At 39.3% G+C, this 26,934-nt stretch carries 19 protein-coding genes and 1 pseudogene; 11 read left to right on the top strand and 9 right to left on the bottom strand.

Annotated features, from left to right (window positions below):
• The first annotated feature begins 2 nt into the window (after window positions 1–2).
• Both RB214_RS09870 and RB214_RS09875 read left to right on the top strand, forming a co-directional pair.
• Window positions 3–551, top strand: a complete 549-nt coding sequence (locus RB214_RS09870) for a hypothetical protein (RefSeq protein WP_024605891.1) — start codon at window positions 3–5, stop codon at window positions 549–551.
• Complete coding sequence (locus tag RB214_RS09875) at window positions 548–3,322, top strand: ATPase (protein ID WP_309166495.1); 2,775 nt, start codon at window positions 548–550, stop codon at window positions 3,320–3,322. The genes RB214_RS09870 and RB214_RS09875 overlap by 4 nt, the downstream gene beginning before the upstream one ends.
• Window positions 3,323–3,523: 201 nt before the next feature.
• Here RB214_RS09875 and RB214_RS09880 read toward each other — a convergent pair whose 3' ends face one another.
• The 5 genes and pseudogenes from RB214_RS09880 to RB214_RS09900 form a co-directional block, all read right to left on the bottom strand.
• Complete coding sequence (locus tag RB214_RS09880; protein ID WP_309166496.1) at window positions 3,524–4,702, bottom strand: IS4 family transposase; 1,179 nt, start codon at window positions 4,700–4,702, stop codon at window positions 3,524–3,526.
• Between the two features lie 41 nt (window positions 4,703–4,743).
• Window positions 4,744–6,054 (bottom strand): annotated as a pseudogene (locus tag RB214_RS09885) (IS4 family transposase).
• Window positions 6,055–6,360: 306 nt separating this feature from the next.
• A complete protein-coding gene (locus RB214_RS09890) occupies window positions 6,361–9,396 on the bottom strand; it encodes a TonB-dependent receptor (RefSeq protein WP_309166498.1) in 3,036 nt (1,011 codons plus the stop codon).
• Between the two features lie 9 nt (window positions 9,397–9,405).
• Window positions 9,406–10,485: a FecR domain-containing protein gene (locus tag RB214_RS09895; RefSeq protein WP_309166499.1), complete on the bottom strand. Its 1,080-nt coding sequence runs from the start codon at window positions 10,483–10,485 to the stop codon at window positions 9,406–9,408.
• Window positions 10,482–11,048: an RNA polymerase sigma factor gene (locus tag RB214_RS09900; RefSeq protein WP_002961494.1), complete on the bottom strand. Its 567-nt coding sequence runs from the start codon at window positions 11,046–11,048 to the stop codon at window positions 10,482–10,484. The genes RB214_RS09895 and RB214_RS09900 overlap by 4 nt, the downstream gene beginning before the upstream one ends.
• A 375-nt stretch (window positions 11,049–11,423) precedes the next feature.
• Here RB214_RS09900 and RB214_RS09905 point away from each other — a divergent pair, with 375 nt between their 5' ends.
• Window positions 11,424–11,939 carry a DUF2937 family protein gene (locus RB214_RS09905; RefSeq protein ID WP_309166504.1) on the top strand — a complete coding sequence of 172 codons (516 nt, stop codon included), beginning with the start codon at window positions 11,424–11,426 and terminating at the stop codon, window positions 11,937–11,939.
• Here the strand turns inward: RB214_RS09905 and RB214_RS09910 are convergent.
• The gene (locus RB214_RS09910; protein ID WP_309166505.1) at window positions 11,919–12,806 is read right to left on the bottom strand and encodes a LysR family transcriptional regulator; all 888 of its coding nucleotides are present in this window, start codon (window positions 12,804–12,806) and stop codon (window positions 11,919–11,921) included. The two genes, RB214_RS09905 and RB214_RS09910, sit on opposite strands and share 21 nt — an antisense overlap.
• A 122-nt stretch (window positions 12,807–12,928) precedes the next feature.
• On the opposite strand from RB214_RS09910, the gene RB214_RS09915 reads away from it, so the two are divergent.
• The 8 genes from RB214_RS09915 (at window position 12,929) to RB214_RS09950 (ending at window position 21,821) form a co-directional block, all read left to right on the top strand.
• The gene (locus tag RB214_RS09915) at window positions 12,929–13,579 is read left to right on the top strand and encodes a peroxiredoxin-like family protein (protein ID WP_024597236.1); all 651 of its coding nucleotides are present in this window, start codon (window positions 12,929–12,931) and stop codon (window positions 13,577–13,579) included.
• On the top strand, window positions 13,579–14,346 hold the full coding sequence (locus tag RB214_RS09920) for a haloacid dehalogenase type II (RefSeq protein ID WP_309166509.1): 768 nt from the start codon (window positions 13,579–13,581) through the stop codon (window positions 14,344–14,346). The genes RB214_RS09915 and RB214_RS09920 overlap by 1 nt, the downstream gene beginning before the upstream one ends.
• A 220-nt stretch (window positions 14,347–14,566) precedes the next feature.
• Window positions 14,567–15,175 (top strand): PilZ domain-containing protein, encoded by a 609-nt coding sequence (locus RB214_RS09925; RefSeq protein WP_024597238.1) that lies wholly within the window; start codon window positions 14,567–14,569, stop codon window positions 15,173–15,175.
• A gap of 57 nt (window positions 15,176–15,232) precedes the next feature.
• Window positions 15,233–16,288 (top strand): agmatine deiminase family protein, encoded by a 1,056-nt coding sequence (locus RB214_RS09930; RefSeq protein ID WP_309166511.1) that lies wholly within the window; start codon window positions 15,233–15,235, stop codon window positions 16,286–16,288.
• Entirely contained in the window at window positions 16,285–17,178 is an 894-nt protein-coding gene (locus RB214_RS09935; protein ID WP_309166513.1) for a carbon-nitrogen hydrolase, read from the top strand. Before RB214_RS09930 ends, RB214_RS09935 begins: the two co-directional genes overlap by 4 nt.
• Before the next feature lie 59 nt (window positions 17,179–17,237).
• Window positions 17,238–20,711, top strand: coding sequence for a transcription-repair coupling factor (mfd, locus tag RB214_RS09940; protein ID WP_309166515.1), 3,474 nt, complete (start codon window positions 17,238–17,240; stop codon window positions 20,709–20,711).
• A complete protein-coding gene (locus RB214_RS09945; protein ID WP_309166517.1) occupies window positions 20,711–21,547 on the top strand; it encodes a peptidoglycan binding protein CsiV in 837 nt (278 codons plus the stop codon). The genes mfd and RB214_RS09945 overlap by 1 nt, the downstream gene beginning before the upstream one ends.
• A gap of 19 nt (window positions 21,548–21,566) precedes the next feature.
• A complete protein-coding gene (locus RB214_RS09950) occupies window positions 21,567–21,821 on the top strand; it encodes a hypothetical protein (RefSeq protein WP_002961511.1) in 255 nt (84 codons plus the stop codon).
• A 54-nt stretch (window positions 21,822–21,875) separates the two neighbouring features.
• Here RB214_RS09950 and RB214_RS09955 read toward each other — a convergent pair whose 3' ends face one another.
• From RB214_RS09955 to RB214_RS09965, 3 genes are all read right to left on the bottom strand, one after another.
• A complete protein-coding gene (locus tag RB214_RS09955; RefSeq protein ID WP_309166519.1) occupies window positions 21,876–23,228 on the bottom strand; it encodes a hypothetical protein in 1,353 nt (450 codons plus the stop codon).
• Between the two features lie 104 nt (window positions 23,229–23,332).
• Window positions 23,333–25,777 carry a TonB-dependent receptor gene (locus RB214_RS09960; protein ID WP_309166520.1) on the bottom strand — a complete coding sequence of 815 codons (2,445 nt, stop codon included), beginning with the start codon at window positions 25,775–25,777 and terminating at the stop codon, window positions 23,333–23,335.
• Between the two features lie 621 nt (window positions 25,778–26,398).
• Entirely contained in the window at window positions 26,399–26,824 is a 426-nt protein-coding gene (locus tag RB214_RS09965) for a hypothetical protein (RefSeq protein ID WP_309166521.1), read from the bottom strand.
• Window positions 26,825–26,934: the final 110 nt, after the last annotated feature.

Consider the following 26,934-nt stretch of genomic DNA (forward strand, 5'->3'; position numbering starts at 1 on the left):
CCATGACACACATAAACTTAGACGAGCTAACCCATCTACAAGCCATTAATAAAAAATTAGTAGCGGGTTATCACATTTGCGAGCAAGACAACGTAATGTGGCAAGAGCTTGACCAACACATAGAAGACTACACCGCCCTATTTACCGCCCTAGGTAACGATTTAAAACACGACAGCCGTGGCTTTTATTATTTTGGTAGCGACGAAAGTACGCCAAATATGGGCAAAATATCTCGCGCTATCGCGCTCACCATTTACATTTTAATTGAGCACTACGCCAATACGGGTAAAGACCCAATGCGCGCATTGTTTGACGACGTAAACGATTTAGAGCTTATGCAAACGCTGGTGCAAATTAACAAACATTTGTTTGATCAGCTTGAGATATTTTCGGGATCGGATTTGCGTAAAGACGTTTACCTGCGCATGGTGCGCTTAGGTTTAGCCCGTGAAGTAGAAGGCGGCTTTATGCTACAAGCACCAATTCACCGCTACATAGATGCACTCATGGAAGTAAACGAAGAAACCTACATTACAGAGGACGAGGAATGAAAAATCTATACGGACTAAGCAAACTCGCCCTACTTAACACCGCAGGCTATGCAAAATGTGTGATCCCGCTTGATAAAAGCAGCTCTATTTGCGCGCCCAATAACACCGGTAAAAGCTCGGTTATTAACGCCCTGCAGTTTCCGCTTATTAACGATTTACGCTTAACAGAATGGGACGGACACGATTTAGATGAAACCCGTAAGTTTTATTTTTCATCCGATCAGTCATACATTTTACTAGAAGCTAACTTGCCTCATGGCTCGGTAGTAATAGGCGTGGCAGGCCTTGGTAAAATTGCCGGTTACGCGCATCAGTACTTTTGTTATCAAGGAAAGCTTGATTTAGAGCAGTACACGCAAGGTAAAACTATTATTAAATTTACCAAGCTGTTCAACCATTTAAAATCGCTTAACTACAACCCTATTGAGCTTAAAGCACAAGAGCTCAACGCGCTATTGACTGGCGGCGCAACGCCTTTTGACGGCGACATTAACTTAAAAATGATCCCGCTTAATAATGTGCAAGACTCCTCTATTTATAAAGAAATATTTAGACGTATTCTTAACTTACACAAATTAGGCGCAAGCGACGTAAAACGCTTTATGCTACGCGTGTTTGAACGCCATATGTCGAACTCTAAAGTCGACTTTTATGAAGTATGGCGTCGCTCGTTTGATAAAGTAAATCGCTCAAAACGCGAATTAAAAGCCCTTGAGTCAATGCAAGAGCCAATAGCCGCGCTTGAATCAATGCTTGAAAACCAAACCGTGCTTAAAGGTAAATTAGCGGCATACGCGCCTAAAATTGACCAAGCACTGATTGATTTTGATACCTATCAAGAGTCGCAACTCTCTGAGCTTGCCATAGCCCTTGAAGATATAGAGCACGAAAAACACGAGTTTGAGCAAAAGCAAAGCCTATACGTACAGCAATCGCGTGATATAGAGCGCAGACAAACTCAAATTGAGCAGTGGTTTTTAGATTACGATGCGCTTAAAAGCGAGTTTGAACTGGTAAATAAAGCCACCCTTAAAACCAGCCTGACTCAGTTAAAGCAAGATTACGAGTCGCTTTCGCACTCTATAACCAGCGCACAAGGGCAAAGCCTACACACGCTTGACTACCGCATCAGCGAAACACAAAAACAAATTAAGAGCTTAAAGCTGCAACTTAAAAATCTTGAATTTAATTTGTTTACCCGCATGCGCGAAGACCTCTCGTTAAAAGAAGTAGAAGAAATATCGCGCATTTTAAACCCAGATATTCTCTCGTTTGCAACCACCACTAATGGCGATATAACCATTGATGACGAAGACGCGTTTGGGGAATTTTTATCGCTATTAAGTGAAAAAGTTAAAGGCGGCGTATTAACGCTACCAGGTGCGAGCATTAAGCTTAAAAAGCTCTCGCCTGTGCAAATGCAAAGCGGCGAAAACAAAGAGCAATTAACCGCTCAGTTAAATGCACTTGAGCATTCACTTAAAGAGTTTAAGCAACAGCGCGATGTTGCTGCAAACGTTGCCGACAAGCAAAAAGAAAAAGACGCGTTATACGATGAGCTTATGAGCCTCGAGGGCGCCCTAAAACGCTTAGAGCAGTTTGATGTAATGCAGCAATCGGTTGAAGCGCAAGCCATGCTAAAAGAGCAGTTATTAGCTGAGCGCGAACAAGTTGACGACTACCTGCAAGATATTCAAAAAAATAGTGGCTCAATTGCCGATCGCCGCTCGTTAATTAAATCGAAACAAGAGCAAATTAATCGCCAAACTGAGCGCTTACGCCAAGTTAAGAGCGAGCGAATTGACCACACGCTTGATTTATACAGCGGTAAAGTAACCCCGTATATGATTGATATTACAGTCGACTTTGATAACTTAAGCGACCTTGTTCATCACTTTAATAAAGACTGCCAAGAGCTGCGTAATTTTGACATAAACGTACGTAATACCTATTTGCATGTATATAACGCGGGTATTACTAAATTCGACAACGAAAACGACGAATATACTAAATACCAAAAGCTAATAAGCGCCTTTCATAATATTGATAACGAACGCGATGCTGTTGAACGCCAAGCACGCGTTGCGCTTACCGAAGTGGCTGCAACTATTAAAGGCTTGCGAGAAGATTTAGACCGCCTTCGCCGCGAAATGAACAGCTTTAATAAAGGCATAAGCCAGCACCGTATTTCAAATCTGCAAGCGTTTAAAATTAACGTAATACCGCGCAAAATGCTGGTTGATAGTATAGATACCATTATCAGCACGTCGCATCAGTTTGAACAAGGCGACACGCTTGATTTACTGAGCCAAGAACCGTACAGCGAAAGTGCAGTAAACGAAGCGAAAGATCACTTAATTAAACTTGCCTCAGATAAAGCGGGTTTAACACTTACCGATTTATTTGATATTCGATTTGAAGTGGTTAACCGCGCAGGTGAAACAGAGCACTTTGAAAAAATAGATTCGGCGGGTTCAAACGGCACACGTATTACGATTAAGTTATTGTGTGGCATGTTGTTTATTCGTTACTTATTAAGCGATCAAGAACAAAACCTATACCGTATACCTATTTACATAGATGAAGCGGCCGACATTGACCCACAAAATCAAAAAGCAATTATAGAAACCGCACTAAGCTTTGGTTTTGTGCCTATATTTGCCTCAGTTAAGCCGCAAATAAGTTGTGACTACATTGTGCCTATTCGCTCGGTAAAAGACGGTGCACAAAACTGGGTAGATGAAAAAGATTGGATTGAAGTTGAACATTAAACTTTTACTGATGACTAATTAACAGAGGTTAATTAGTCGTTCAGCCTTAGGGCGTGTTGACCTTTGTGGATTGAAATTTGTTCAATTTAGGGGCAATTTAATCGCGGCGTGAGGTTTGTAACCTAGTGGGCTAAGTAAAAACCGAGCAACAAAGAGTTAATTGCCCCTAGGCAGAACCCTTCGGGCTGAGGGATCCCCACTTTATCCAGCGGCCTCTTTTTCGTAATTCAAAATAAAGTTTTTTAAACTTTTTTCTATATAGCTTTGTGTAATACGTCTCTTACATAGCTTTATGACTTGCTTGGCTAAGGTTAAAAATGAAAGAACTCGGCGATTCTTAACGCTATTTGCTTGAAATTTTATATGCCACTTTCTTTTTTCTGCTTCACACCCTATAAACCATAACGCAGTGCTCGCTATTGTGGCTATCAAGCATAATATTCCTATTCTATTTATGCCGGTGCTTTTACTAAAACGCCACGAAAAACCATATCTCAAACTTTTGTCATCGCGGAAATTTTGCTCTATTTGCATTCTTTTACTATATAAACCAACTACTCGCTTACTCGTCATTGTATTGTCTGATGTCGCGAGTAACCATGGCTCTTTAGCTAAGTTTTGATACATTTTTGTATCTTTCGTAAATCTGCTTTTTCCTTTTCTTCCTTTATTTTTTCCATGATATACGTGTAAAAATGCATCGCATGCTGTCGGGCTGGACTGAGTTAGTCGTGCTTGACCTAACGCCTTAGGTATATCGCTGGCACCAGCCCTAAGTTGTTTTAATGTATGCCATTGTGATTGCATGGCTAGTTTACACTTCATTGAGCCTCTTAATCGACCTATCATATGCCAACCAAGTTCGCGTACTTTACTATACCAAGGCGTAAGAAAGCCGCCGTCTGTTACAATATAGACACTAGGATGTCGTCCAAGCACTTCATAAAGTTCATCTAAAAACAGGCTGTTGGTTGCTGGGCTATCAAAATCCTTCTGCTCAACAATCATGTTATAAATCACGATAGAGCGCCCATCCACAAGTAAGCTTGCTCGCAGTAAGTGATAGTCGTGACCACAGGCACCGCTCCAGTCAACGGCAATTGCAAGCATGGGTAAAGAGTCAATAATAGGATGAGCTAATGTTTCATAGATAGCGACCCTTTCATTGTAGAGGTGAGTATTTTTTAAGAAGCGATCAACGCGTTTTATTTTATGTTTTACATCCACAGCGCCAGACAAATTTCTGCCGATTTCAGTTAAGGTAAGTTTATTGCCCGAAATTAATGCATTACTGCAGCTTAGTAATGTTTTTACTCTGGCATTATTGAATGGCGCTAATGCATGTTTAAAGTACTTATGGCAAACTGATGTCTCAGGCATAGCAGTTGTGACTTATGTGGGTTGTGGTGATTTACATAAGATCATAAATTGCTGTGCCTGTCACGTTTTGGGGATTCGTCAGCCCATCGGGGATATCTTCTATCCTCTCGTCTAGCTGGAAGCTTAAATAAGACCAGTGTATTGAGTAAGTGCTGCCAGTGTATTGGAATGTTTCCTGGACTCATTATAGATACTGACGAGAAATACTGAATGACAGCCATCGAACTGCTAGAGAAACTAAGCTGGTTAGGCCATATCCCTGTAACTGTCGCCGCCATCGTCATTATTCTTCGTATTAAATTATAGGCGAGTAACACGGCCCATAGCTCCTGACGCACCATGTCTGGGCGCTTACTTCTTAAATGGTATGCGCTATCAAGCATGGTTTGTTTGATTTCTCTAAACCCAAGTTCTATCTCCCAACGATGACAATATAATTCAACAATTTCATTACCTGGATAACGCAATCTATCCGTCATCGAGGTTAATATACGGTAGCTTTTGCCCTTTATTGTTTTACTGATTAATCTCGCTTTAATCGTTTCAGGAACATCGGGAAAGTTTTTTTGTGCATGCTTTGTTGTTTTCAATTCAATGATATGGTCATTTTTACCCGCGCTGGAGATGATTTCATACTGTAAGTCGGGCCTTGCTGGTATCAGCCAGTGCCTCATCTTCCCAGTTTGGTGCCAACGGTTTAACAGGCCTAAAGAATAATATCCTTTATCAAACATAGTCAGTGAATTATCTGGTGTACGTTCAATTAAACGCTCAGCTAATTTCATCTCGTTGGTTTTATAGTTATCAAACTCGCTACTGAGCAGTTGATGGCTGGTCAATTCCATATGACAGACCATGCGTATTTGAGGAAAGGCTGTATCACCGTATTGGTTGCTACCTGAAGAGAAGGCTTTACGATTATCAGGCGTGTCGGCTGTTCGCCACACAACACCGTCAACAGCTAATAGGTTCAAACCATTCCATGTTTCGAATGACTGTTGCTTATACATTGATTGAGCAGATTTATTGAAAACGTGTTTAACGGAATCATCACCTAACCTTTGTCTCGCCTGTACCATCGCACTTGGAGCAACGAGTGGGTTCTTGCCAGGTAACATGATATCTAGCTTATTAGCGATATTTCAAACTGGTTCTTTTCGAAACAATGCCATGCCAATAACTGACCACAAAACGGCTTCAAGCGGTAATCTTCGCTTACGAACGGTTGCAATCCCTGCTTGTTGAAAACCTTGTTCAATGATTTCAGGGTCAAGAATTTCTGATAATTTTTCAAAGGTATGGTATCGGCTGCTTTCTTCAAGTGTTGCTTGCAGTGCTTGTTCTATATTCACAAAAAAATCCGTAGTTAGTTTCCTAACTACGGATTTTGCATGATCGTTTGGATCGGTCAACCGGTCATTTTCTTAACTGATCGGCATTAGCCTTACGGCCCTTTGAGTTAAATAACAAAAGGGAGAGTTGCTTAACCTAAATTCTGGCTAATAAATCTATCTCTAACAGCTATTTTCAGCGTTAACTGCGTTGAATTTAATTGCAATAGGCCAGCTATTGACGCATAAATTCGCCTTGTTTTCACTGAAAACCTCTGGCAAGAGAAATCAAAGTTTAAATATCTTAACCAGAGTTTAGGTTAGTAATTAAAAACGATATTCTGCACCTACGTAGTAGTAAGCACCGTTAAATCCAAACGGAGCCGAACGACGTGAGTAGTCAAACACACCTGAGCTACTTATTACTGTGTTGCCACTAGCATCCACAATAGTACCTGAGCGAGAGTTACCTATTTCATTTTTATCTGGGTAAACATCGAACAAGTTATTTGCACCAATATTTACTGATAAGTCTTCAGTAACGAAGTAGTTAACTTTAACGTCAGTTAAAATTTCTGCACCATACGTTTGACGACCGCCATCTTCTACTGTGTATTCACCAAAACGATTAAGTGAGAGGTTAACAGTCCAATCATCACGTTGATAAAGCGCACTTAAGTTAATACGGTCCTCTGGTTGCCACTCTTCTATAATAGAGATATCTTCAGCTGAGAATATATCTTCTACTTTTACTGTCTCAAGGCTTGAGCCAGCAGGAGAGAACAACGATACAACATCTGTTTTGGTAAAGTTAGCTGCAAGTGTAAAATCAAGCGTGCCGCCTAAACCTTCGGTGTTCCACGTTGCTACAAAATCAACACCACGAGTTTCTGTATCAGCACCATTTAAGAAAAACTGCCCTACGCCAGCATCAGCACTGTTTAGTGCTGCATCAAGGCTTGTAGATAACCCTTTACCTAAGCGATCACTAATTACAATACGGTCGTCAATATCAATCGAGTAGTAATCAACGGTTACATCAATATTATCGGTAACGTTATACACAATACCTAAACTACGGTTTTGTGATTTTTCTTCTTTAAGTTTAGGAATTCCTAAACTTTGCGCAAGTGTTGAATCATTTCTAAATGTACCAACTTCTTCTGCAACTAAATTACCATTAGTACCAACAACAAATTGCGTACTTACGTTATTAAAGTAAAGCTGCTGCATTGAAGGCGCTCTAAATCCTGAGCTTAATGCACCACGTAATGAAATATCGTCGGTTACAGACCAGTTACCAGCAAGCTTAAAGTTTACTGTATCACCAAAGCCTTTGTAGTTATCGTAGCGAAGTGCACCAGATAAAATTACATCTTCAATCACATAAGCTTCTGCATCTATGTAAAATGAAATTACATCACGCGATTCATCAACTGATGACGCAGGAGCTGAACCACCAAAACCTTGTGAACCACCTGATGCATCTTCAGAACCAACACCACCACTTAAGCCGTTGTAAATACTTACACCGTTGGTTGTATCGTAATCGCGGTATGCGTACTTATTACCTTCTAAAATGCGATATTCGTCAGTACGGATTTCTGCACCCATTGCTAAAGAATAATCATCAAAGTTTTGCGTAAAATCAATATTGATTGTTTGCAGTGATAATTCCATGCCGTAAGCGTACGCTTCACGTGGGATAGTTGTACGAATATCAGCAGCACTTAAACCTTGGTCATAACGTAAAAAGTTAGCGTATGAGGCATTGATAGTGTCACTTGTCGTGTAATCAATGCTGTTTTCACCATAGGTGTAAGATAAATCAAGGCTTGTATCGTTATCAAACTCAGTTTTATAACCAAAGTTGTACGAGATATCGTCGATAGTTGTATTAATTTTTGGTAAGAAACCTAGCGGAATCGTTGCATCATTATCTTGTAGTACTGGGTTACCACCTGCATTTGCATTATGACGGAAAAATGCAGCCGACTCATTTTCACGTGTTGAGTAAGTAATAAAGCCGTAAAGCTCGCCATCACCTAACTCGTAACCGGTATTAATTGTTAAACCAAACTGCTGAGAATCAGCATCACCAATTCTGAATGTATCACGATCGGCTGTCAGCTCACGCGGATCGCCAGCAAGTAAAGTGCCGTCACTTAGTTCTGTACAACCATAAAACTGACAAGAGCCATGTAAACCGGCACGGTTAGTCGGTGCACGGTCACGGTAATTGATAGTTGTATTTAAATAACCGTCATCACCTAGCGCAAAGCCTTTATTAAAATCAAGGTTAATGGTTTCGCCATCGCCTTCAGAATATTGACCGTAGTTAATAGCCGCTTTGCCACCTTCGCTACCATCTTTAAGTACAATATTAATAACACCAGCAATTGCATCAGAACCATACTGAGCAGCAGCGCCATCACGTAATACTTCAATGCGTTTAATTGCAGAAGCTGGAATTGCATTCATGTCAGTACCTGCGGTACCACGCCCAACAGAGCCATTAATATGAATGATACTTGCTTGGTGACGACGTTTGCCGTTAATTAACACCAATGTTTGATCGGGGCCCAAACCGCGAAGTGTCGCAGGTCTTAAAGCATCAGTACCATCACTAATTGCAGAGCTTGAAAAGTTAAATGAAGGGGCGATAGACTGTAGCATACGACCAACTTCTGTTTGGCCCGTATTTTCAAGCGCTTCTGCACTTAGGATATCTACTGGAACGGGTAAATCTTCAACTGAACGTCCTGCTACACGGCTACCGACAATAGCGATTTTTTCAATTTTTTCTTGAGCGACTTCTTCTGCTGCGTTTACACCTTGCGAATTTACTGCAAGTAAAGCTGGTAATACTGCTGCACTGACCGCTGAAAGCTTCATCATGTTGTTATCATTCCTGTTGATTTGTTTGAGTTTTATACTCAGTAAACCATTTTGATCAACAACCGCATCGAGCTCAGTCCCACCTAATAATGCCTCTAGAGCATCTAGCTGAGTGTAAAATCCATAAACTGAATTTGCGTCATACTGCTTTGCCAACTCATAAGAAAACACCACGGTTTGCTCTGTTTGTTTAGCATATTCAATTAAGGCTTTGTCTGCTCGCTGCGCTTTTATATCAAATTGCACCATTTGCCCAGTGGTTTGAGTTGCTGCTTGTACACTTAAACTAAAAATAGCCGGTGCAAGCACACTAAATCCACTCAATAAATGCGTTTGGTTACTGCGCAACTTATATAAACAGCTGACAAACAAAAATCCTCTATGGTTTTGTTTCTTTTTTTTAATGTTTTTTTTACGTTCAATCTTTATTGATGCAACTTTACCTAACATTAGTTTGATTTGCATAACGCCTACTTATGATTCTGTATGGTGTTTTAGCGTTACTACATGCTCACCTAAACGCTCATGATCAATCGAAAAGTTAGTTTGTAAACTTTCTAGTAAACCTTCAACGTCACCGGCTTTAAATACTCCAGCCACTTTAATACTGGCAAGCTCAGCTGATGAAAGCTCAAAACGTGTGGCTGTATAGCGGCTTACTTCATTTAAAGCATCGCTTAGCTCTTCTCCATTAAAAATAAGCATCCCGTTTTGCCATGCCAAATCGCGTTGTACGTCGTTCATTGAAAGCTGCGTAATTGGTTTTGTAACACTTTGCTCAATAACTGCTTTTTCGCCTGAGGTAACAATATTGGCATTAATTTGACGAATTTTTTTCGTGCTATTATCTGCAAGTTGATAATCTTTAAAGTCATTTGCATCAACCGCTATACTTGGATCGGTGATCATCACTTTGCCCTCAGTAACCACCAGTTCTAAATCTGATGATGTATTGCGTTGTACATTAAATACCGTGCCTAACGCGGTAAAACTTTTATCACCAGCCATAACACTAAACGGACGCGTGGCATCTTTTGCTACATTAAAGCGCCCTTCCCCACGACTAAGTAATAACTGTCTGCGACCTTTGCTATAAGCAACTTCTAGTAAGCTATTAGTATTAAGCTGCATTATGGTGCCGTCTGGCAGCACATACGTTGCTTGCTCGCCTACTTTTGTTTTGTAAATTTTAGTGTAATTAACTTTAGCAAGCTCTTGGTTGTAGCCATTTTCTAAGTTAATTAATAAGTAGCTGCATACCATTAACGCTGCAAACAAACTCGCTGCAATTGAGTAAGAAAACATCCACTTGTTTTTTGATGTTTTAGTATTGTTGCGCTGAGGAAATAAATGACTTAATTCGTTTAATACTGAAAGCTCATCCCAAAGCTGAGCAAGCTCGTATATAGAGTCTTGATGTGCAGTGCTTTGCATCATCCATAATTTAAATTGCTCTTTTTCATCATCAGTTAAACCACGATCAATCGCGCTTATCCAATCACATGACTTTTCTAAGATTAAATCTTTTGAATTAAATTGATGAACATTACTCATTCTGCGACCCTCTTAACTGATATAGGATGTGCCTGAGCTTTAGGGTTCGTTTGAGGGCTTTGCTCATGTTCACGCATATACAACATGGTTTGTAACAATCCTTTGGCAATGTGTTTTTCAACAGTGCTTTGGCTTAACTGCATTTGGTCTGCTATCTCTTTTTGGCTCATACCGTAAACTTTTTTTAATATAAAGCATTTACGAATCGATGAGCTTAGTTGCTCAGTAGCTCTACAAAAAAGTAAAAAACGCTCTTTAGATGTGTATTCGTCTTCGAGCTTCATTGATTTGAGTAATACGGGTAATTCGTTATCATTTTCTAACGAATCATTAAATTTGTTGTCCCATTTAGCTATATGGTTGAGTGCTAGATGTTTTGCTGTTTTTAGCATATAACTGCGGGTAAACTGGATGTCTTGTTTTAAATCAGCTTCATAGCTTTTTACAAAAGTTTCTTGCACAATATCTTCTACATCGTCGGGTTGAACAATGCGCGATACAAAACGTTTGAGCTGTTTAGAAATATCAACAAATGTTGACGTGAACTTTACTTTTTTCGTCATCCTTAACATCCACCTGTTGTTATTTTTATTATTAGGGCGTGTTGGCCTTTCGTGGTTGAATTTACAGCAGTACGTTTGGTATTTAGGCAAGGCAGAGCCTATGTAGTGTGGTTATTCCCCATAAATAGGTGCATAACGCAGTATAAATGCCAAACATGCGCTGCCCTTTGAGCTCGATCTAGGGACGATTAACTCTTTGTTGCTCGGTTTTGACTTAGCCCGCTAGGTTACAAACCTCGCGCCGCGATTAAATCGTACCTAGATTGAATAAATTTCAATCCACAAAGGTTAACACGCCCCAATAGATTACGAGTTTTTGACATAAAAACAAGCTCAAATGTTAATTCTGGGTTATTTAAATGCATAGGAAGATAAATGAGTAAACTTTTAGATTATATACGACTTAGTTTCTTTGCATTCGGTTTACTACTTGGAGTGCAAATACCTGCATTTGTAAGCGATTTTGGCCAAGCATTATCAGCCCAATTAATTGAAGCTAATAATGCCGTTGCGCCTTTTAAAAGCGATGCAGCTAAGTATTTCAATAATGATTTAAATAAGCTAATAAAACACTATCAAAATATTGATGATGAAATTGTGAACAAAGGGGCAAGTAATATCAGTACTCTTTACGAGCGACAGCAAGATTTACAGATAGCCGTAAATAGGTTTGAGAAATCTCCGTATATATTTACTCTGATCAGTGGCATGAGCGATATAAAACAACAAGTATGGCAACGCTTTGAAGGTCAAATCATTTTGAAAAAAGACTCTATTATAGCCGCCATTGTTGCAGCCATAATTGTTGCCTTGCTTGCAGAGCTTACTGGTTATTTGTTTTTAACTGGAGTAAAACGCTCATTTAAACACTTATTCGCAGCTCAAAAATAGTGATTTCATAAAATCATAAAATACATCGGTTTTGCGGGTTGTTAAACTATTTTGCGGACGTAAAAACCAAACCGGTGCATCATCTTGTGCCATTACCCCTGGCATAACTTCAACCAAAATACCGTTTTTAAGATCTTCATTAATCGCTATTTTTGACTTAATAGCAATACCATGACCTGCAATAGCAGCTTGTGTCATATTATCGGAGTTTGAAATAGTAAAACGAGTTTTAGCATTAAAGGTATGTATTTTTTTGTGTTCGTCAAAAAGCTTTAACTGGCGTTGCCACGGCAGGCAAACCCAATAATGCTCACTCAATTGCGTTAAATTTTCAGGCATGCCGTACTTTTCTATGTAGCTAGGGGCTGCACACAGTATGCGACTATTGTTTACGATTTTACGAGAAAGTAATCCTGAGTCATTTAATTTTCCCACCCTAATTGCAACATCTTGGGCGTCATCAACCACATTTACAAAATGATCCGTTATTAAAAAATTAAGCTTTAGTTCAGGGTAAGCTTGCTCAAACTCATTGAGTTTAGGCATTACGTATTTTGAAAAAACCCAAGGCGGCATGGTCACGCGTAGTAAACCACTCACCGATGAGCTACGCGCGCCAATACTATGTTCAGCATCGTGTAGAGCTTCTATTATAGCCCCCACACGCGTATAAAATATTTCACCTGCGGGAGATAACCGTACTCGCCTGCTATCTCTAAAAACCAGTACTGTAGCAAGCTCACGCTCTAGTTTACTTAAGCGATGGCTCACCGTTGCAGGCGATAAACGTTGCTCGCGGGCAGCAGCAAGTACGCCCTTATTTTCAACTACAGCTATAAATGTTTCTAGGTCGCTTAAATTATACATAAAGATGCCATTGTGCACTTTTCAATGTTTAATATTTTCGAATGAAGCTTTCAGTATTGCAATGTTTATTTAAATATCTAAAACACTATAATTGCAAATAGTCTAATTATTGAGGTTCAATCATGAGTTTAAAAGCGCAAATAGATGCCTATAACGTACAAAAAGATGCCAAATTACCGGCTGACGTTTTGGCACTAATGAACACTACAAACGAAGAGCTAATTGCACAGCATATTAAAGACAATGCATTGCAAATTGGTCAAAAAGTAGAAAACTTTAGCTTAGCCAACCATAACGGCGAAAACATTGAGCTTGCAGATTTATTAAAAAAAGGCCCGGTAATCATTAGCTTTTACCGTGGTGGCTGGTGCCCATATTGTAATTTAGAACTAAAAGCACTTAACGACTACTTACCACAATTTAAAACTCAAAGTGCTCAGTTAATCGCAATATCACCACAACTACCTGATGAAACTCTCTCAACTGCACAAAAAAACGACCTTGAATTTGACGTGCTTTGCGATGTGAGCAATAAAGTAGCTGAGCAATTTGGTTTGTTGTTTACACTTGATGAGCGTATTCAAGCGTTATATACACAATTTGGTATTGATTTTGAGCACTACTACGGCGATAAAAGCTTTAAATTACCGCTACCGGCCACCTATGTGATAAACCAAGAAGGTGTTATTACATACGCATTTTTAAGCGAAGATTACACCCTACGCGCAGAACCTATTGATGTTATGACAGCACTTGAATCGGAGAATAATTAATGTCTATTTTAAAATCGTTAAAAACACTTACTATTTCACTACTTGTGGGCACAAGCCTTGTATCTGGTTATGCAGTCGCTGATGAACCAAAAGAACAAGCAAAACCTAAAGTGCTTATTTTTGATGTAAACGAAACCCTACTTGATTTAACGTCAATGCGTACCTCTATTGGTAAAGCGCTAGGCGGACGTGAAGATTTATTACCACTGTGGTTTTCAACTATGCTGCATCATTCATTAGTAGATACTGTAAGCGGTAGTTATCACGACTTTGGGCAAATCGGTGTGGCGTCACTTCTTATGGTTGCTCAAAATAACAACATTGATATTACAAGTGAACAAGCTAAAACAGCTATTGTTACGCCTCTTTTAACGCTTCCTCCACACAGCGATGTTAAAGAAGGACTGGCAAAACTCAAAGCACAGGGCTATAAGTTAGTAAGCCTTACAAATTCTTCAAACAAAGGTGTAAAGGCACAGTTTGAAAGCGCTGATTTAATGTCTTACTTTGATGCGCGTTACAGCATTGAAGATATTAAAATTTACAAACCAGACTTACGTGCGTATGAGTGGGTACTTAAAAAGCTAAACGTAGCACCAAATGAAGCAATGATGGTTGCAGCCCATGGCTGGGATGTTGCTGGTGCAAAAGAAGCTGGCTTACAAACCACTTTTATAGCACGCCCAGGTAAAGCACTTTACCCATTAGCTAAAAAACCAGATCACGTTGTGAAAGATTTACATGAATTAGCCGCTCTACTTAAATAAGTACACGCTGATGAATCAATACCCAAGCGGCCAATGTTAGGATGACATTGGCCGCTTTTTTATAACTAACCCTAAATATGTCTTAGTGTATTTATTTTCATAATCTGTATGTTAAAAATTGAATGTAAACAAAGCATTTAGCCCGCTATGCGTTATTTTATCTGCTAGCAATTTAGTACTCACAACGCTACTATTAAATAAATACGTGGTGGAGAACATAATGAATAGTGAAAGATTAGGTGAGTTTGAGCAGTACTTTCAAATTAATGAAAGTATAAGAGTAAATTTATTCCCCGTATCAACCGGACAAGTTCCTAAATCGCAGCTTGAGCTTGAAGACGACATTCCCCCACTATTTAGATTAGCAAATGAAGTAAGTGAGCTTGAGCAAAGCTCATTACGCCCACTGCGTAACTTAGGCGATATAGCACAAGAGCTAGCTACTTTTTTACAAGCGCAGTCACGTAAAATAGATTTAATAATGAGCCATATTTTGGCCTCAGAACAAGCCCAAGATAACGCAATACAATGTGATAGCTACGGCGGTGGCGGTATTCGTTTTACATCACCTGAAGTACACTCAATTGGCCAAGCATTTAGAACCAAACTGTTTTTGCACCACGAGGCCTCTGCGGTTTATTGTTACACCGAAGTTGTAGCAGTAGAAAAACAAGATAGCGAACACTACCAATACACTATGCTCTTTACCGCAATTAGAACTACTGACCAAGAACTTATTGTTAGAGCGAGTTTACATGCTCAAACCCGCCAACTTAAAAAACGTCAAGAACTTGATCAAAACCGAGGCGACCTAAACAGTGATAATTAGCTGACATCTTTATGTAAAATGCTAAACTAGCGTCATCTTAATTAGTATATAAAATTCATGAACTTTAGACTTTTACCAGAATGGGCCGAGCAAGACGCCGTTATGCTTACGTGGCCTCATAAAGACACCGATTGGGCCGACAACTTAGCACGTGTAGAACCTGTATATATTGAACTTGCTAAACACATAACAACGCAGCAACAGCTTGTTATTGTGGCGCATAACAGTGCCTTAAAAGTGCATATTACAGCTTTACTAAATAGTGCTAACGTCTCTCTTAATCGTGTTGATTTTGTAGTAACGCCTACTAACGATACATGGGCGCGCGATCATGGTCCGCTTACTTGCGCCGCTATTGATTCACCAGAGCAATTAAAAGTATATGATTTTACTTTCAATGGTTGGGGCAATAAATTTGAAAGCGCATTGGACAATCAAATTAATCGTACTTTGGTAAAAGAGCTAAGTAGCACAAACAACCAATATCAAGCGCTCGATATGGTACTTGAAGGTGGCGGTATTGAAATAAATGAGCACGGTGTGTTGCTAACAACCAGTGAGTGTTTGCTTAATAAAAACCGTAACCCTGATTTAAACCCAAATGATATTGAAGCACTTTTAAAAGAGCACTTAGGCGCGACCAGTTTTTTGTGGGTTGAACATGGCTATTTAGCGGGCGATGACACCGACAGCCACATTGATACCTTAGTGCGTTTTGCACCAAATAATACCCTTGTATATGTGCAGTGTGACGATAAAACTGATGAGCACTTTAGCGCACTTGATGCGATGGAAAAACAACTAAAAACCTTTAAAACTGCCGATAACACCCCATATAACTTAATTGAGTTACCGTGGCCAAAAGCCGCTTATGACGATGAGCAAACACGCTTACCGGCTACCTACGCTAACTACTTAATTATTAATAATGCTGTGCTTGTGCCAACGTATAATGATGCCAATGATGAGCGTGCTCTTGCGCAAGTTCAAAAAGCATACCCACAACACACTATTATTGGCGTAAATTGCCAACCAATTATTGAACAATTTGGCAGCCTGCACTGTATTACAATGCAATTACCTCGTGGATTTTTAGCTGGAGCAGCACAATGACAAGCCCTGCAAAATTAACCGTTGCGTTAGTGCAACAAAGCAATACCGATAACGCTCAGGACAATATGGCAAAATCAATAAGTGCCATTCGTGAAGCCGCTCAAAAAGGTGCAAAACTGGTTGTACTCCAAGAGCTACACCGAAGCCTCTATTTTTGCCAAACCGAAAATGTTGACGTATTTGATTTAGCCGAAACCATTCCAGGCCCTAGCAGTAATGCCTTAGGTGAGCTTGCTAAAGAGCTAAGCATTGTTATTGTCGCGTCTTTATTTGAAAAGCGCGCTACGGGCCTTTATCACAATACTGCAGTTGTATTAGAGCAAGACGGCAGTATTGCAGGTAAATACCGCAAAATGCATATTCCTGATGATCCAGGTTTTTACGAAAAATTTTACTTTACCCCAGGTGATATCGGTTTTGAGCCTATTCAAACCTCGGTGGGTAAATTAGGCGTGCTAGTATGTTGGGATCAATGGTTTCCGGAAGCTGCACGTTTAATGGCAATGGCTGGCGCTGAGGTATTAATTTACCCAACCGCTATCGGTTGGGATCCTAACGACGACATTGCTGAGCAAACTCGTCAAAAAGATGCGTGGGTTATTAGCCAGCGTGCCCATGCTGTTGCCAATGGCGTGCCGGTAATTAGCTGTAACCGCGTTGGCCATGAAAGTGACCCAAGCGGACAAAGTGATGGTATTTCGTTTTGGGGCAATTCGTTTATTGCAGGCCCACAAGGTGAACTATTAGCAGAGGCTAATAATACTGATGAGCAAATTTTAGTAGTAGAAATTGATCAAAAACGCTCAGAAAACGTAAGACGTATTTGGCCTTTCTTACGTGACCGAAGAATTGATCACTATAAAGACCTAACAAAAATATACCGAGACTAAGTAACCTTAACTCAAGATGGCTCTTACTTGCTAAGAGCCAACTATAAATGGAGTAATAAATGGCGTTTGAGCAATGGGCAGCATTGCCTTGGGTAAAATCTCATAAAGATAAAATTCAATGGGGCCAGCTAAGCGGAAGTGGTTTAAGTATTGCTATTGCTGAAGGCGTTAAACAACAAGATAACTTAGTCTTAATTGTTACGCCTGATACACCAAGTGCACTGCGCCTTGAAACAGAGTTAGAATATTTATTACCCAATAACCCAGTCATGGTATTTCCTGATTGGGAAACTCTGCCATACGATCATTTTTCTCCCCATCAAGATATTATTTCAGCCCGTTTGGCCACTTTAAACACCTTAAAAAAAGAACAACAAAGTGTGTTAATTGTGCCTGTATCTACTTTAATGTTGCGCACAGCCCCGGCCTCATTTATTTACGGTTCAACAATAAACTTTAAAGTAGGCGACAAACTAGACACACATAACTTTCGTGACAATTTAGAGCAAGCTGGTTATTTAAATGTTCAACAAGTAATGGAGCACGGCGAATACGCTATACGCGGCTCTATCGTTGACTTATACCCAATGGGTAGCCCACACCCATTTAGACTCGACTTTTTTGATGACGAACTCGATAGCATTCGCTTATTTGATGTAGAAACACAGCGCTCTGATGAAAAAGTAGATAAAATTGAGCTACTTCCAGCGCATGAATTTCCTACTAACGACGCTGATATTGAACGCTTTAGAATAAGCTACCGTGAAAAGTTTGGCGCAAGCTCGCAGCAAGATTCAGTATACATGCAAGTAAGCAAAGGTAACTGGCCTGCTGGTATTGAATACTACATGCCATTATTTTTTGAAAAGCTCGCGACTATTTTTGACTACCTGCCAGATACAACAACCGTTATGCAGCTGGGTGATTTAGAGCATGCGGCAGATAACTTTTGGCACGATGTAAATGTACGCTATGAAAACCGCAGAGTTGACCCACTTCGTCCATTACTTGAACCTAATGCGCTTTATCAGCCAATTGAAGAGCTGTTTTCTAATTTAGGCAATTTTGCACGTATTAGATTATCCCTTGCAAAGCTTGGCACTAAAGCGGGTAATAAAAACTTAAGCGTTAGCGAGCTGCCAGCCATTCGTATTGAGCATAAACAGCATGAACCTTATGGCGCGTTTATAAATTATGTAGCAGAGCAAAAAAAGAAAAAAGGCCGCATATTACTCAGTGTTGAATCGGACGGTCGTCGCGAATCATTGCTGAGCATTTTAAAACCAAGCGGTTTAAAATTTAAAGAATTTGAAACACTCGAACAATTTATAAAAAGTGCAAGTGATGTAGGCTTAGTAGTAAGCCCGCTCGAGCAAAGTGTAGTACTTGGCACTAAACCAAGCCTTTCTATTATTACCGAGCAAGAACTACTTGGCATAAAAGTATCTCAGCGCAGACGCCGCAAGCACAAGTACGAAGCCAGCCAAGATGCGCTAATCCGTAATTTAGCCGAGCTTAAAGAAGGTCAACCTGTTGTGCATCTTGATCATGGTGTTGGCCGTTATCAGGGTTTGCAAACAATTGATGCTGCAGGTGTAGTTACTGAATTTGTAACAATTACTTACGCAAGTGAAGCTAAATTGTACGTGCCAGTATCTGCATTGCATATGCTGAGTCGATACTCTGGCAGTGAAGAAGCCAGCGCCCCGCTGCATAAGCTTGGCTCAGATGCATGGGAAAAAGCAAAAAAACGTGCGGCTGAAAAAGTTCGCGATGTCGCCGCTGAATTACTCGACATTTATGCTCAGCGCCAAGCAAAACCTGGTAATAAATTTACTCTAGATGCCCCCGCATATCGTCAATTTAGCGATAGCTTTCCGTTTGAAGAAACAGACGATCAGCGTAACGCCATAGAAGCCGTATTAGGTGATATGCAATCAAAACAAGCGATGGATCGTTTAGTGTGTGGTGACGTAGGCTTTGGTAAAACAGAAGTGGCCATGCGCGCTGCTTTTGTAGCGGTTAACGATGATAAACAGGTAGCCATTTTAGTACCAACTACCCTACTGGCTCAACAACACTATGAAAACTTTAAAGACCGTTTTGCTGATTTTCCTATTGAAGTAGGTGTGCTTTCGCGCTTTAACTCCACTAAAGAGCAAAAAGACACACTTGAAAAAATGGCCAACGGTAAGCTCGATATAGTTATTGGCACGCATAAACTTATTCAACAAGACATTAAATTTAACGATTTAGGCTTGTTAATTGTTGATGAAGAACATCGCTTTGGTGTTCGCCAAAAAGAGAAAATTAAAGCACTGCGCGCCGATGTAGACATACTCACACTGACTGCAACGCCAATACCTCGTACACTCAACATGGCCATGAGCGGCATGCGCGATTTATCGATAATCGCAACGCCACCGGCGAAACGTTTAGCGGTAAAAACCTTTGTACGCCAACGCGATGTAGAACTTATACGCGAAGCAGTACTGCGAGAAATTAAACGCGGTGGCCAAGTTTACTTTTTACATAACAACGTAGAAACTATTGAGCGTGTTGCACAAGAAATTAGTGAATGGGTACCTGAAGCAAGTGTGACCACAGCTCATGGCCAAATGCGCGAGCAAGAGCTTGAGCAGATAATGACTGACTTTTATCATCAAAAATACAACGTGCTGGTATGTACCACGATTATCGAAACCGGTATTGATGTGCCTACGGCTAATACCATTATCATGGACAGAGCAGATAAACTCGGCCTTGCCCAGTTACACCAATTACGTGGACGAGTTGGGCGAAGCCACCATCAAGCGTATGCCTACTTACTAACAGGTGATCCTAAAGCGCTTTCTAAAGATGCGAGTAAACGCTTACAAGCAATTGAATCATTAGAGGATTTAGGTGCAGGCTTTGCCCTCGCTACACACGATTTAGAAATTCGTGGTGCGGGTGAGCTACTTGGCGATGATCAATCAGGCCAAATGCAAACCATCGGCTTTAGTTTGTATATGGAAATGCTCGAACAAGCAGTAAATGCGCTGCGCGAAGGTAAAGAACCAACGCTTGAAAACCTACTTCAAAAACAAACCGAAGTAGATTTAAAGCTGGCTGCATTATTACCTGATGACTACATACACGATGTTAATGCACGCTTGGGTATGTATAAGCGCATTGCAAGTTGTGCTAACCTTGATGATATGGATGAACTTCAGGTAGAACTAATAGACCGCTTTGGTTTACTACCTGATGCTGCTAAAAACCTATTTAGCCTACAATTATTAAAAATGAAAGCTAGTAGTTTAGGTATAACTAAAATTGAGGCAAACCCAAAAGGTGGTTACTTTGAGTTTAGCCAAGATACCAAGGTTAACCCTAGCTTCATCATTGGCTTGATACAAAGTGCACCGAAGGTGTACAAAATGGATGGCGCAAATAAACTGCGCTTTGCAATTAGTGAGGCAAATGCCCGCGAACGCTTAAAAATGGTCACTGCAATGATTGCAGATTTCGAAAAAAAGGTTAGCCATTAATGTTGCTAAAAAAATCGCTTATTGTTTTATGCTGCTTATTTAGCAGCACTGCATTTGCAGAACGCTGGTTTGAGGTTGAGGTGCTTGTATTTAAACAGCGCCCTGCCCCGTATTTACAAGAAGACTTTAGCCTTAAGCACAAAGCTATTGAAGATAAAAATACGCTAGACTTACTGACCCCTCTTTACACTGAACAAGCAATGCAGGCCTGCATAGATGGCGATGAGCGTTTTCAAAAACGCACTTTTACTGATTCATTAGTTAATTCAAACCCGCAATCGGGTGTATGTGACAACAGTATTGACTACCTACAAAGCTACGATGAGCTACCTGTAACGCCTTTAGCACCCGCTAAAGATGATATGCAGCAAATTTATTTATTAGCGCCGCAACAGCTGCAATTTAAAGCGCAATATAGGCAACTAGACCGCAAAGGCTTAACACCTATTCTACATACTGGCTGGCGCTTTGAAGGCGCAAGCAAGTCACGCGCCCCAAGCATGCATTTAATAGCGGGTAAGCATCTTAAAAATGAACCCAATGTAACACCTAGCTATTCAAACCCTGATTTTGTAAGTTTATTGAATTCACAACCGGCGCTATTTAACGACCCAGAACAACCAAAAGCAGAGTGGGAACTAGACGGTTTATTTAAAATACATTTACGACATTATTTATACATTACAGCTAATTTTGATATTAGCCAAAAGCTAGAAAACGGCGATATAGAGTCTGCCCGTTTCTCTCAGTTTAGACGTGTAATTAGTGGTGAAGTACATTACTTTGACCATCCACGAATGGGCATGATTGTCCAGATCAGAAAATTCAAACATTAATATTAAGTAGGATATAACAATGAAAAAACTCCTTATCATCGCAGCTACATTAAGCCTTGCGGCTTGTTCTAAGGTAAGTCTTGAAAATTATGAAAAAATTAAAGTAGGCATGGATAAGACTGAAGTTGAAACTATTTTAGGCAGTGCTGATAACTGTGTTGAAAAAACACTGCATACTAACTGTATATGGGGCGATGAAGCAAAAAATATCGAGATCACACTAGTATCAGACAAAGTAACTTTATATAGCAAACATGGCTTAGCTAATAAATAAAGTGACCAAATATTAGGGGCTGATTGTATCAGCCCCTTTTAAAATTAATTAAACTCATTTTTTGGAGTAGATAAGCTCAATATTAACGATTTTACTGCGATTTAACGTTATTTTATAGCGTTGATAAAGTGTTTTATCTTCCTCAGTTAGCACAAGTACCATGTTTAATTGATAACGCCTTTCTACAGCCTGCTTAGAAATTTTATTACTGTCTAAATGATATAGCTTCCCTTCACCACGTTTTAAATAACGTGCAAATGGTGCAAGATTAAATTGTAGCGTGTGCTGTAGTGTATCGTAGCCGGGCAAAAATTCTTTCGCACTAACACGTGTCTCACTTGCAAAGTGTAACCACTGCGCAGCTTGTTTATTTTGTTGACGACGTTTTGAAAAAATAGATTTCACTTCTTTAGGTATTTTTTTAAAGCGCATGTATTCAAGCCAAATTAACTGACTCGCTACTTTGTCTTTGGTAATACTATTTTTAAAACTAAATCGCCACTTAGGTCGCCCTTGTACAATGGCTCGCCAAATCATACGTGTAATATCCTCTTTAAATATTTCACGTAGCCCGTAAATAACCCCTAAAATTAAAATAAGCGTCGCGGTGACTTCCGTAAACGTTGAGCGAGCATTGAGTATTACAACCATCACAAATGCCATAATAACGGCTGTAACAGTGCCTTTAACTAATCGCTTAAGGTAGCTGTTAAGAAACCGCGTTTGACGCTGTAATATTACGCCGTGCTCAATTAAGCGTTGTAACAAGCGCATTTTATTTGTTATTCGATTTGCGTCTTGCATGGTTGTTTCAGAGTTGTAGCTTTTTTCTGCTCGATACGTATTTTCGCTTTTACAAAACTGCAGTAAATCGTTACGCTCTTTTGCATAATCGCTACTACGTGGGCCTTCATCTAAAAGCTTTAAAAAAGATTGCTCAACATGCCAACTTAAATAGTTATCGGCATTGGTAAAAAATGGCAGTAGTTTTTCGTCATCTGGTGTGTAGCGACGTAGCTTTTTTAAAAGCCCTTCGCTTTGCTCATATACCTCGTTAGCACGTTTATAAAAGTCATCGGCTTCATCAATTTTTAACGCGTCTTTAATGTCGGCATCAAGGGCTAAACGTACTTGATAACAAAATAAATTAAGGTTTTGCCGGTAATCTTGTTGCTCACCTTTGTTTTTACTAACAAAACGGCTTCGCACTAAAGGCAAGTGTATATTGTTAGCGTTATACGCTAAGTGTGATTTAAAGTGGTTATTAAAGTAAGATTCTTCGGTAAGTGTTTGCGGGTTGATCCCCATTTCATTAGGGATAGAAAAATACAGATCTATGCGCTGTTCAGAACGAGGAGTTAGTTCTGGTTCAATGACAAAAGATAAGTTCTCATCTTGTTTTAACAATCAGTTCTCCTTCTAAAATATCGTTTTAGTCTACTTGTCTCCTTTATTTTGTTCAATAAAAAAGGCCCAGTAAATACTGAGCCTTAATACGATTAATGTGCTAGTTAAAACTTGTAGTTTACACTTGCAAAAATACGTGAACCAATTACATCGTAAACCTCAGGAACTGTACCCATATCGTTACCACCTAATACTTTCTCAGGCTCTTTATCGAAGATGTTGTTCATACCACCAGTAAATCTCAATGCATCATTCAAGTTATAGCTCATTGAAACATCGTGGTAAATAATGTTGTCAGTACTAAAATTTTCGCCGTAGTATTCACCATCCATTCCACGAATGAATCGTGCGTTATAGAGGATGTTTAATGAATCAGTAAGATCGTAATTAACTGAAAGGTTAGACTTTATTTTAGAATAGCCACCAAAGTTGCCATCGATAGTACCTGTATAATTAATGTCATCTTCTTCAAACTTAATTAGATAAGTTGTATCAAGATTGATCTTGTATCTATCACCAGTGTAACTAATATTCCAATCAACCCCAGATGTTTTTTTAGAGCCAACATTAGTTAGTACAGAGGTTAAGTCAGATAAATCACCAGCTTGAGTCACTTTAATTGATGAACATGAATCTGTATCGCCTGCAAAACAAGAATTCAATTCATTCTGAACATCCAAGCGAGTAATTGCATTAGTAATATCAAACTTCCAGTAATCTAAAGTACTTGATAAGCCATCAGTAACTTCCCAAACCATACCAAAAGTGAATGAACGGCTTTCTTCAGCTTGTAGGTCATCATCACTTGCACGGTTTACAAGTATTTGAGCATCTGTAGCATTTTCCCATGGATCGGATAAGTAATCATAAGAACCTGAATTTCCGCCAAATAATTCAGCAACGTTTGGTGCTCTAAAGCCAGTAGCTAATACAGAGCGCACCATAAATTCATCAGTTACATTCCAAGTGGCACCTAGTTTCCAGGTAATTTCACCACCAAAGGTAGAATAATTATCGTAACGAGCCGCACCTTCTAATGATACAGACTCCAAGACTGGCATTGATGTCTCAAAATAGACCGACTGTACAGAATAGTCGCCATCTGTAGAATCCTGCTGTGCTGAAGAACTTTCGCCTAATTGAGTAATTAAATCAGGGGTATAAAAACCACTTTCAAAACGGTTTTCAATACCTATAGCATAACCAATATCACTTTCTGTTACATTGCTGTATCCAGCAGAAAGAACGAACTGCTCATTGCCCCCTTCATTATTCTCCATAAATATTGAATTATTAGCTGTTAAGAAGTCGCGTTCTAGAGGCTCGCCACTAAACCAAATATCCTGATTAGCATAAATACTTTCTTCTACTCTTACAGCGTTAATTGAATTTTTTACGCTATCCTTTGAGTCGTTTCGCCCATAAGTAGCACTTATATCCCAGCTAGCATCATTATCTAAAAGTCCCTGTAAAGACACTGAGGCTCTGTAGGTGTCAGTTTCTTGTTCATAGAGACGAGGACCAACATCAGCCATCCTTCTTTTATATTCTAATGTATCAGCTAGCGTACCATTTTTAGAAAATGAATTAGTATATTTAGCATTTAGTCTATCGGTTTTTAAATCGATAGTTATCGGTTGCGGTGCTAATTGTTGTGATGATTCACGACGCGTATACATTAAATCGATATTTAAAGTTGTATCTGAATCCAGTTCAGTATCATAGCTTGTAAAAATACTATACAAATCATTGGGTGTTTGTGCATAGCTAGATGTAGTGAAATCATAAGAAGTCGTTCTATCTTTAAAATCACCATTACCAACGGAGGTTTTACCGCCTAATGTACCTTGTGGTATCCAAGATGATTGCCCTGCATCCACAAAGCGTCGATCAGATTGAATTATTTCTCCGCGACCAGAGTACTGAGCGCCAACGACAAAATTACCATCCGCTACCTGCATACCGTGGAGTATACTAAAACCGTAATTATTCCCGTCATTCTTTGTTGTTCTACTTCCGTCAATATTAAGTTCCGTGCCTTCAAAATCTTTCTTAGTGATTATATTTACAACACCAGCTATGGCATCAGAACCATATACTGCAGACGCACCATCTTTTAATATTTCAATAGACTTAATCATTGCAACTGGAATAGTATTTAAATCGACAGAAGAATCAGCGCCAGTACCAGATGACACCATTCTGCGGCCATTCAATAGAACCAAGGTACGTTGAGAGCTCATGCCACGTAAGTTTACTGTTGCAGAACCACCTGAACCGTTATTACTAGTACCACCTAAGCTTGTACCTGCAACTGAAGGTTGATTTGAAAGTACATCAGCAACTGATGTATAACCACTTTTGGTAATAAAATCATCGCCAATGACGGTAATAGGGCTTGACGTCTCCATATCAGTGCGATTAATACGAGAACCCGTCACTTGAATTTTTTCGATTGATTTTGCAGCTTCGTCTGCCGCTAAAACTTGCACACTTGAGAACATTGGGATCGCTGCAATTACAGCTAAACCAAGAGTTGATTTTTTCATGAAAGAACCCTACTTGTTGGAAATTTACCTTTATTGGTAATGCTCACTTTTTATTAGAATAGTGAGTCAGGTGGGCAACTTAGGCGTCTTTAACTGAACGAAAACTTAATGGCAGCTCAATTTATATCATGCAATAAAATGGAATAACTACTTTAGGTACATAGGTTACATTATGTTTCAGTATTAATTAATAAATACAATTTAAAAACAGTAACCTAACAAAAAACCGAAACATTCGAAACACACCTGAAACCAAAGTGATTCACTTTGTAATCAAATGTAATTAACTGAGCTGCGTACCAAAAATAGATAAATTAACAACTTAATCACAGCACATTATTAAAACCGTAAAACTAAATGTTAATTGATAACCATATTTATGCATGCTTGGTGCTTAAACAGTCTTATTTAGCCATTTGGGAAGATTTTTTGATTAGATTTTTTATTCAGTTGTAATTAAAGTTGAACTTTTTGAGGGCACTCATTCACTCTAGAAGTTTTATCTTTTTCAAAACCTAAAAAGGCAATTTTATTGATCTTGTCACTCAAATAATCGTATGTATAAGAAAACGAACTCACATCAAAAATGTAAGCTGTATACAAGAGTTTGTAGTCGCAACTTTAATACGTTACGTAAAAAGAGTAATTGTGTGTTTGTATTACAGAGGTGGCATTATCTTTAACGGTTAATTCTAAATTCCAAAGCATATTTTGCTCAGAACAAATACCTACCATAGTATTACTTTGCCACAAATCATTATGTTTTTTAAACTGCTGAGGAATGTAACCCATGTACATAGTAATACCTTTTAGCTTGGCATCTTCAATTGTAATGTTTGTTGGTAAATCACTAAAAATAGTAAATGGGGTTTCGGGGGAAAGGATTTTCTCGCTTAACCATACTTTAACACCATTTGAAAAAGTGCAAGGTAAATTAGCTACACATGTAGTGCTTTTAAGAAATTTTTCATCTGTATTTTTAGAGAAATCACACGCTGTTAATAAAAAAAACACCGCCGTAAATAAACTTAATCTATATATAAACATAACAATTTCGCACTAAAGAAAAGCAAATACTAATAATCGTGACTGTAAATAACAAGTGCGAGTGTTACTATTAGGCCAAATTAGGCACAAACTGTATCAAAAAATAAACA

Origin of the sequence: Pseudoalteromonas sp. HL-AS1, from assembly GCF_031198785.1 — a bacterium.
Taxonomy (GTDB): Bacteria; Pseudomonadota; Gammaproteobacteria; order Enterobacterales; family Alteromonadaceae; genus Pseudoalteromonas; species Pseudoalteromonas distincta.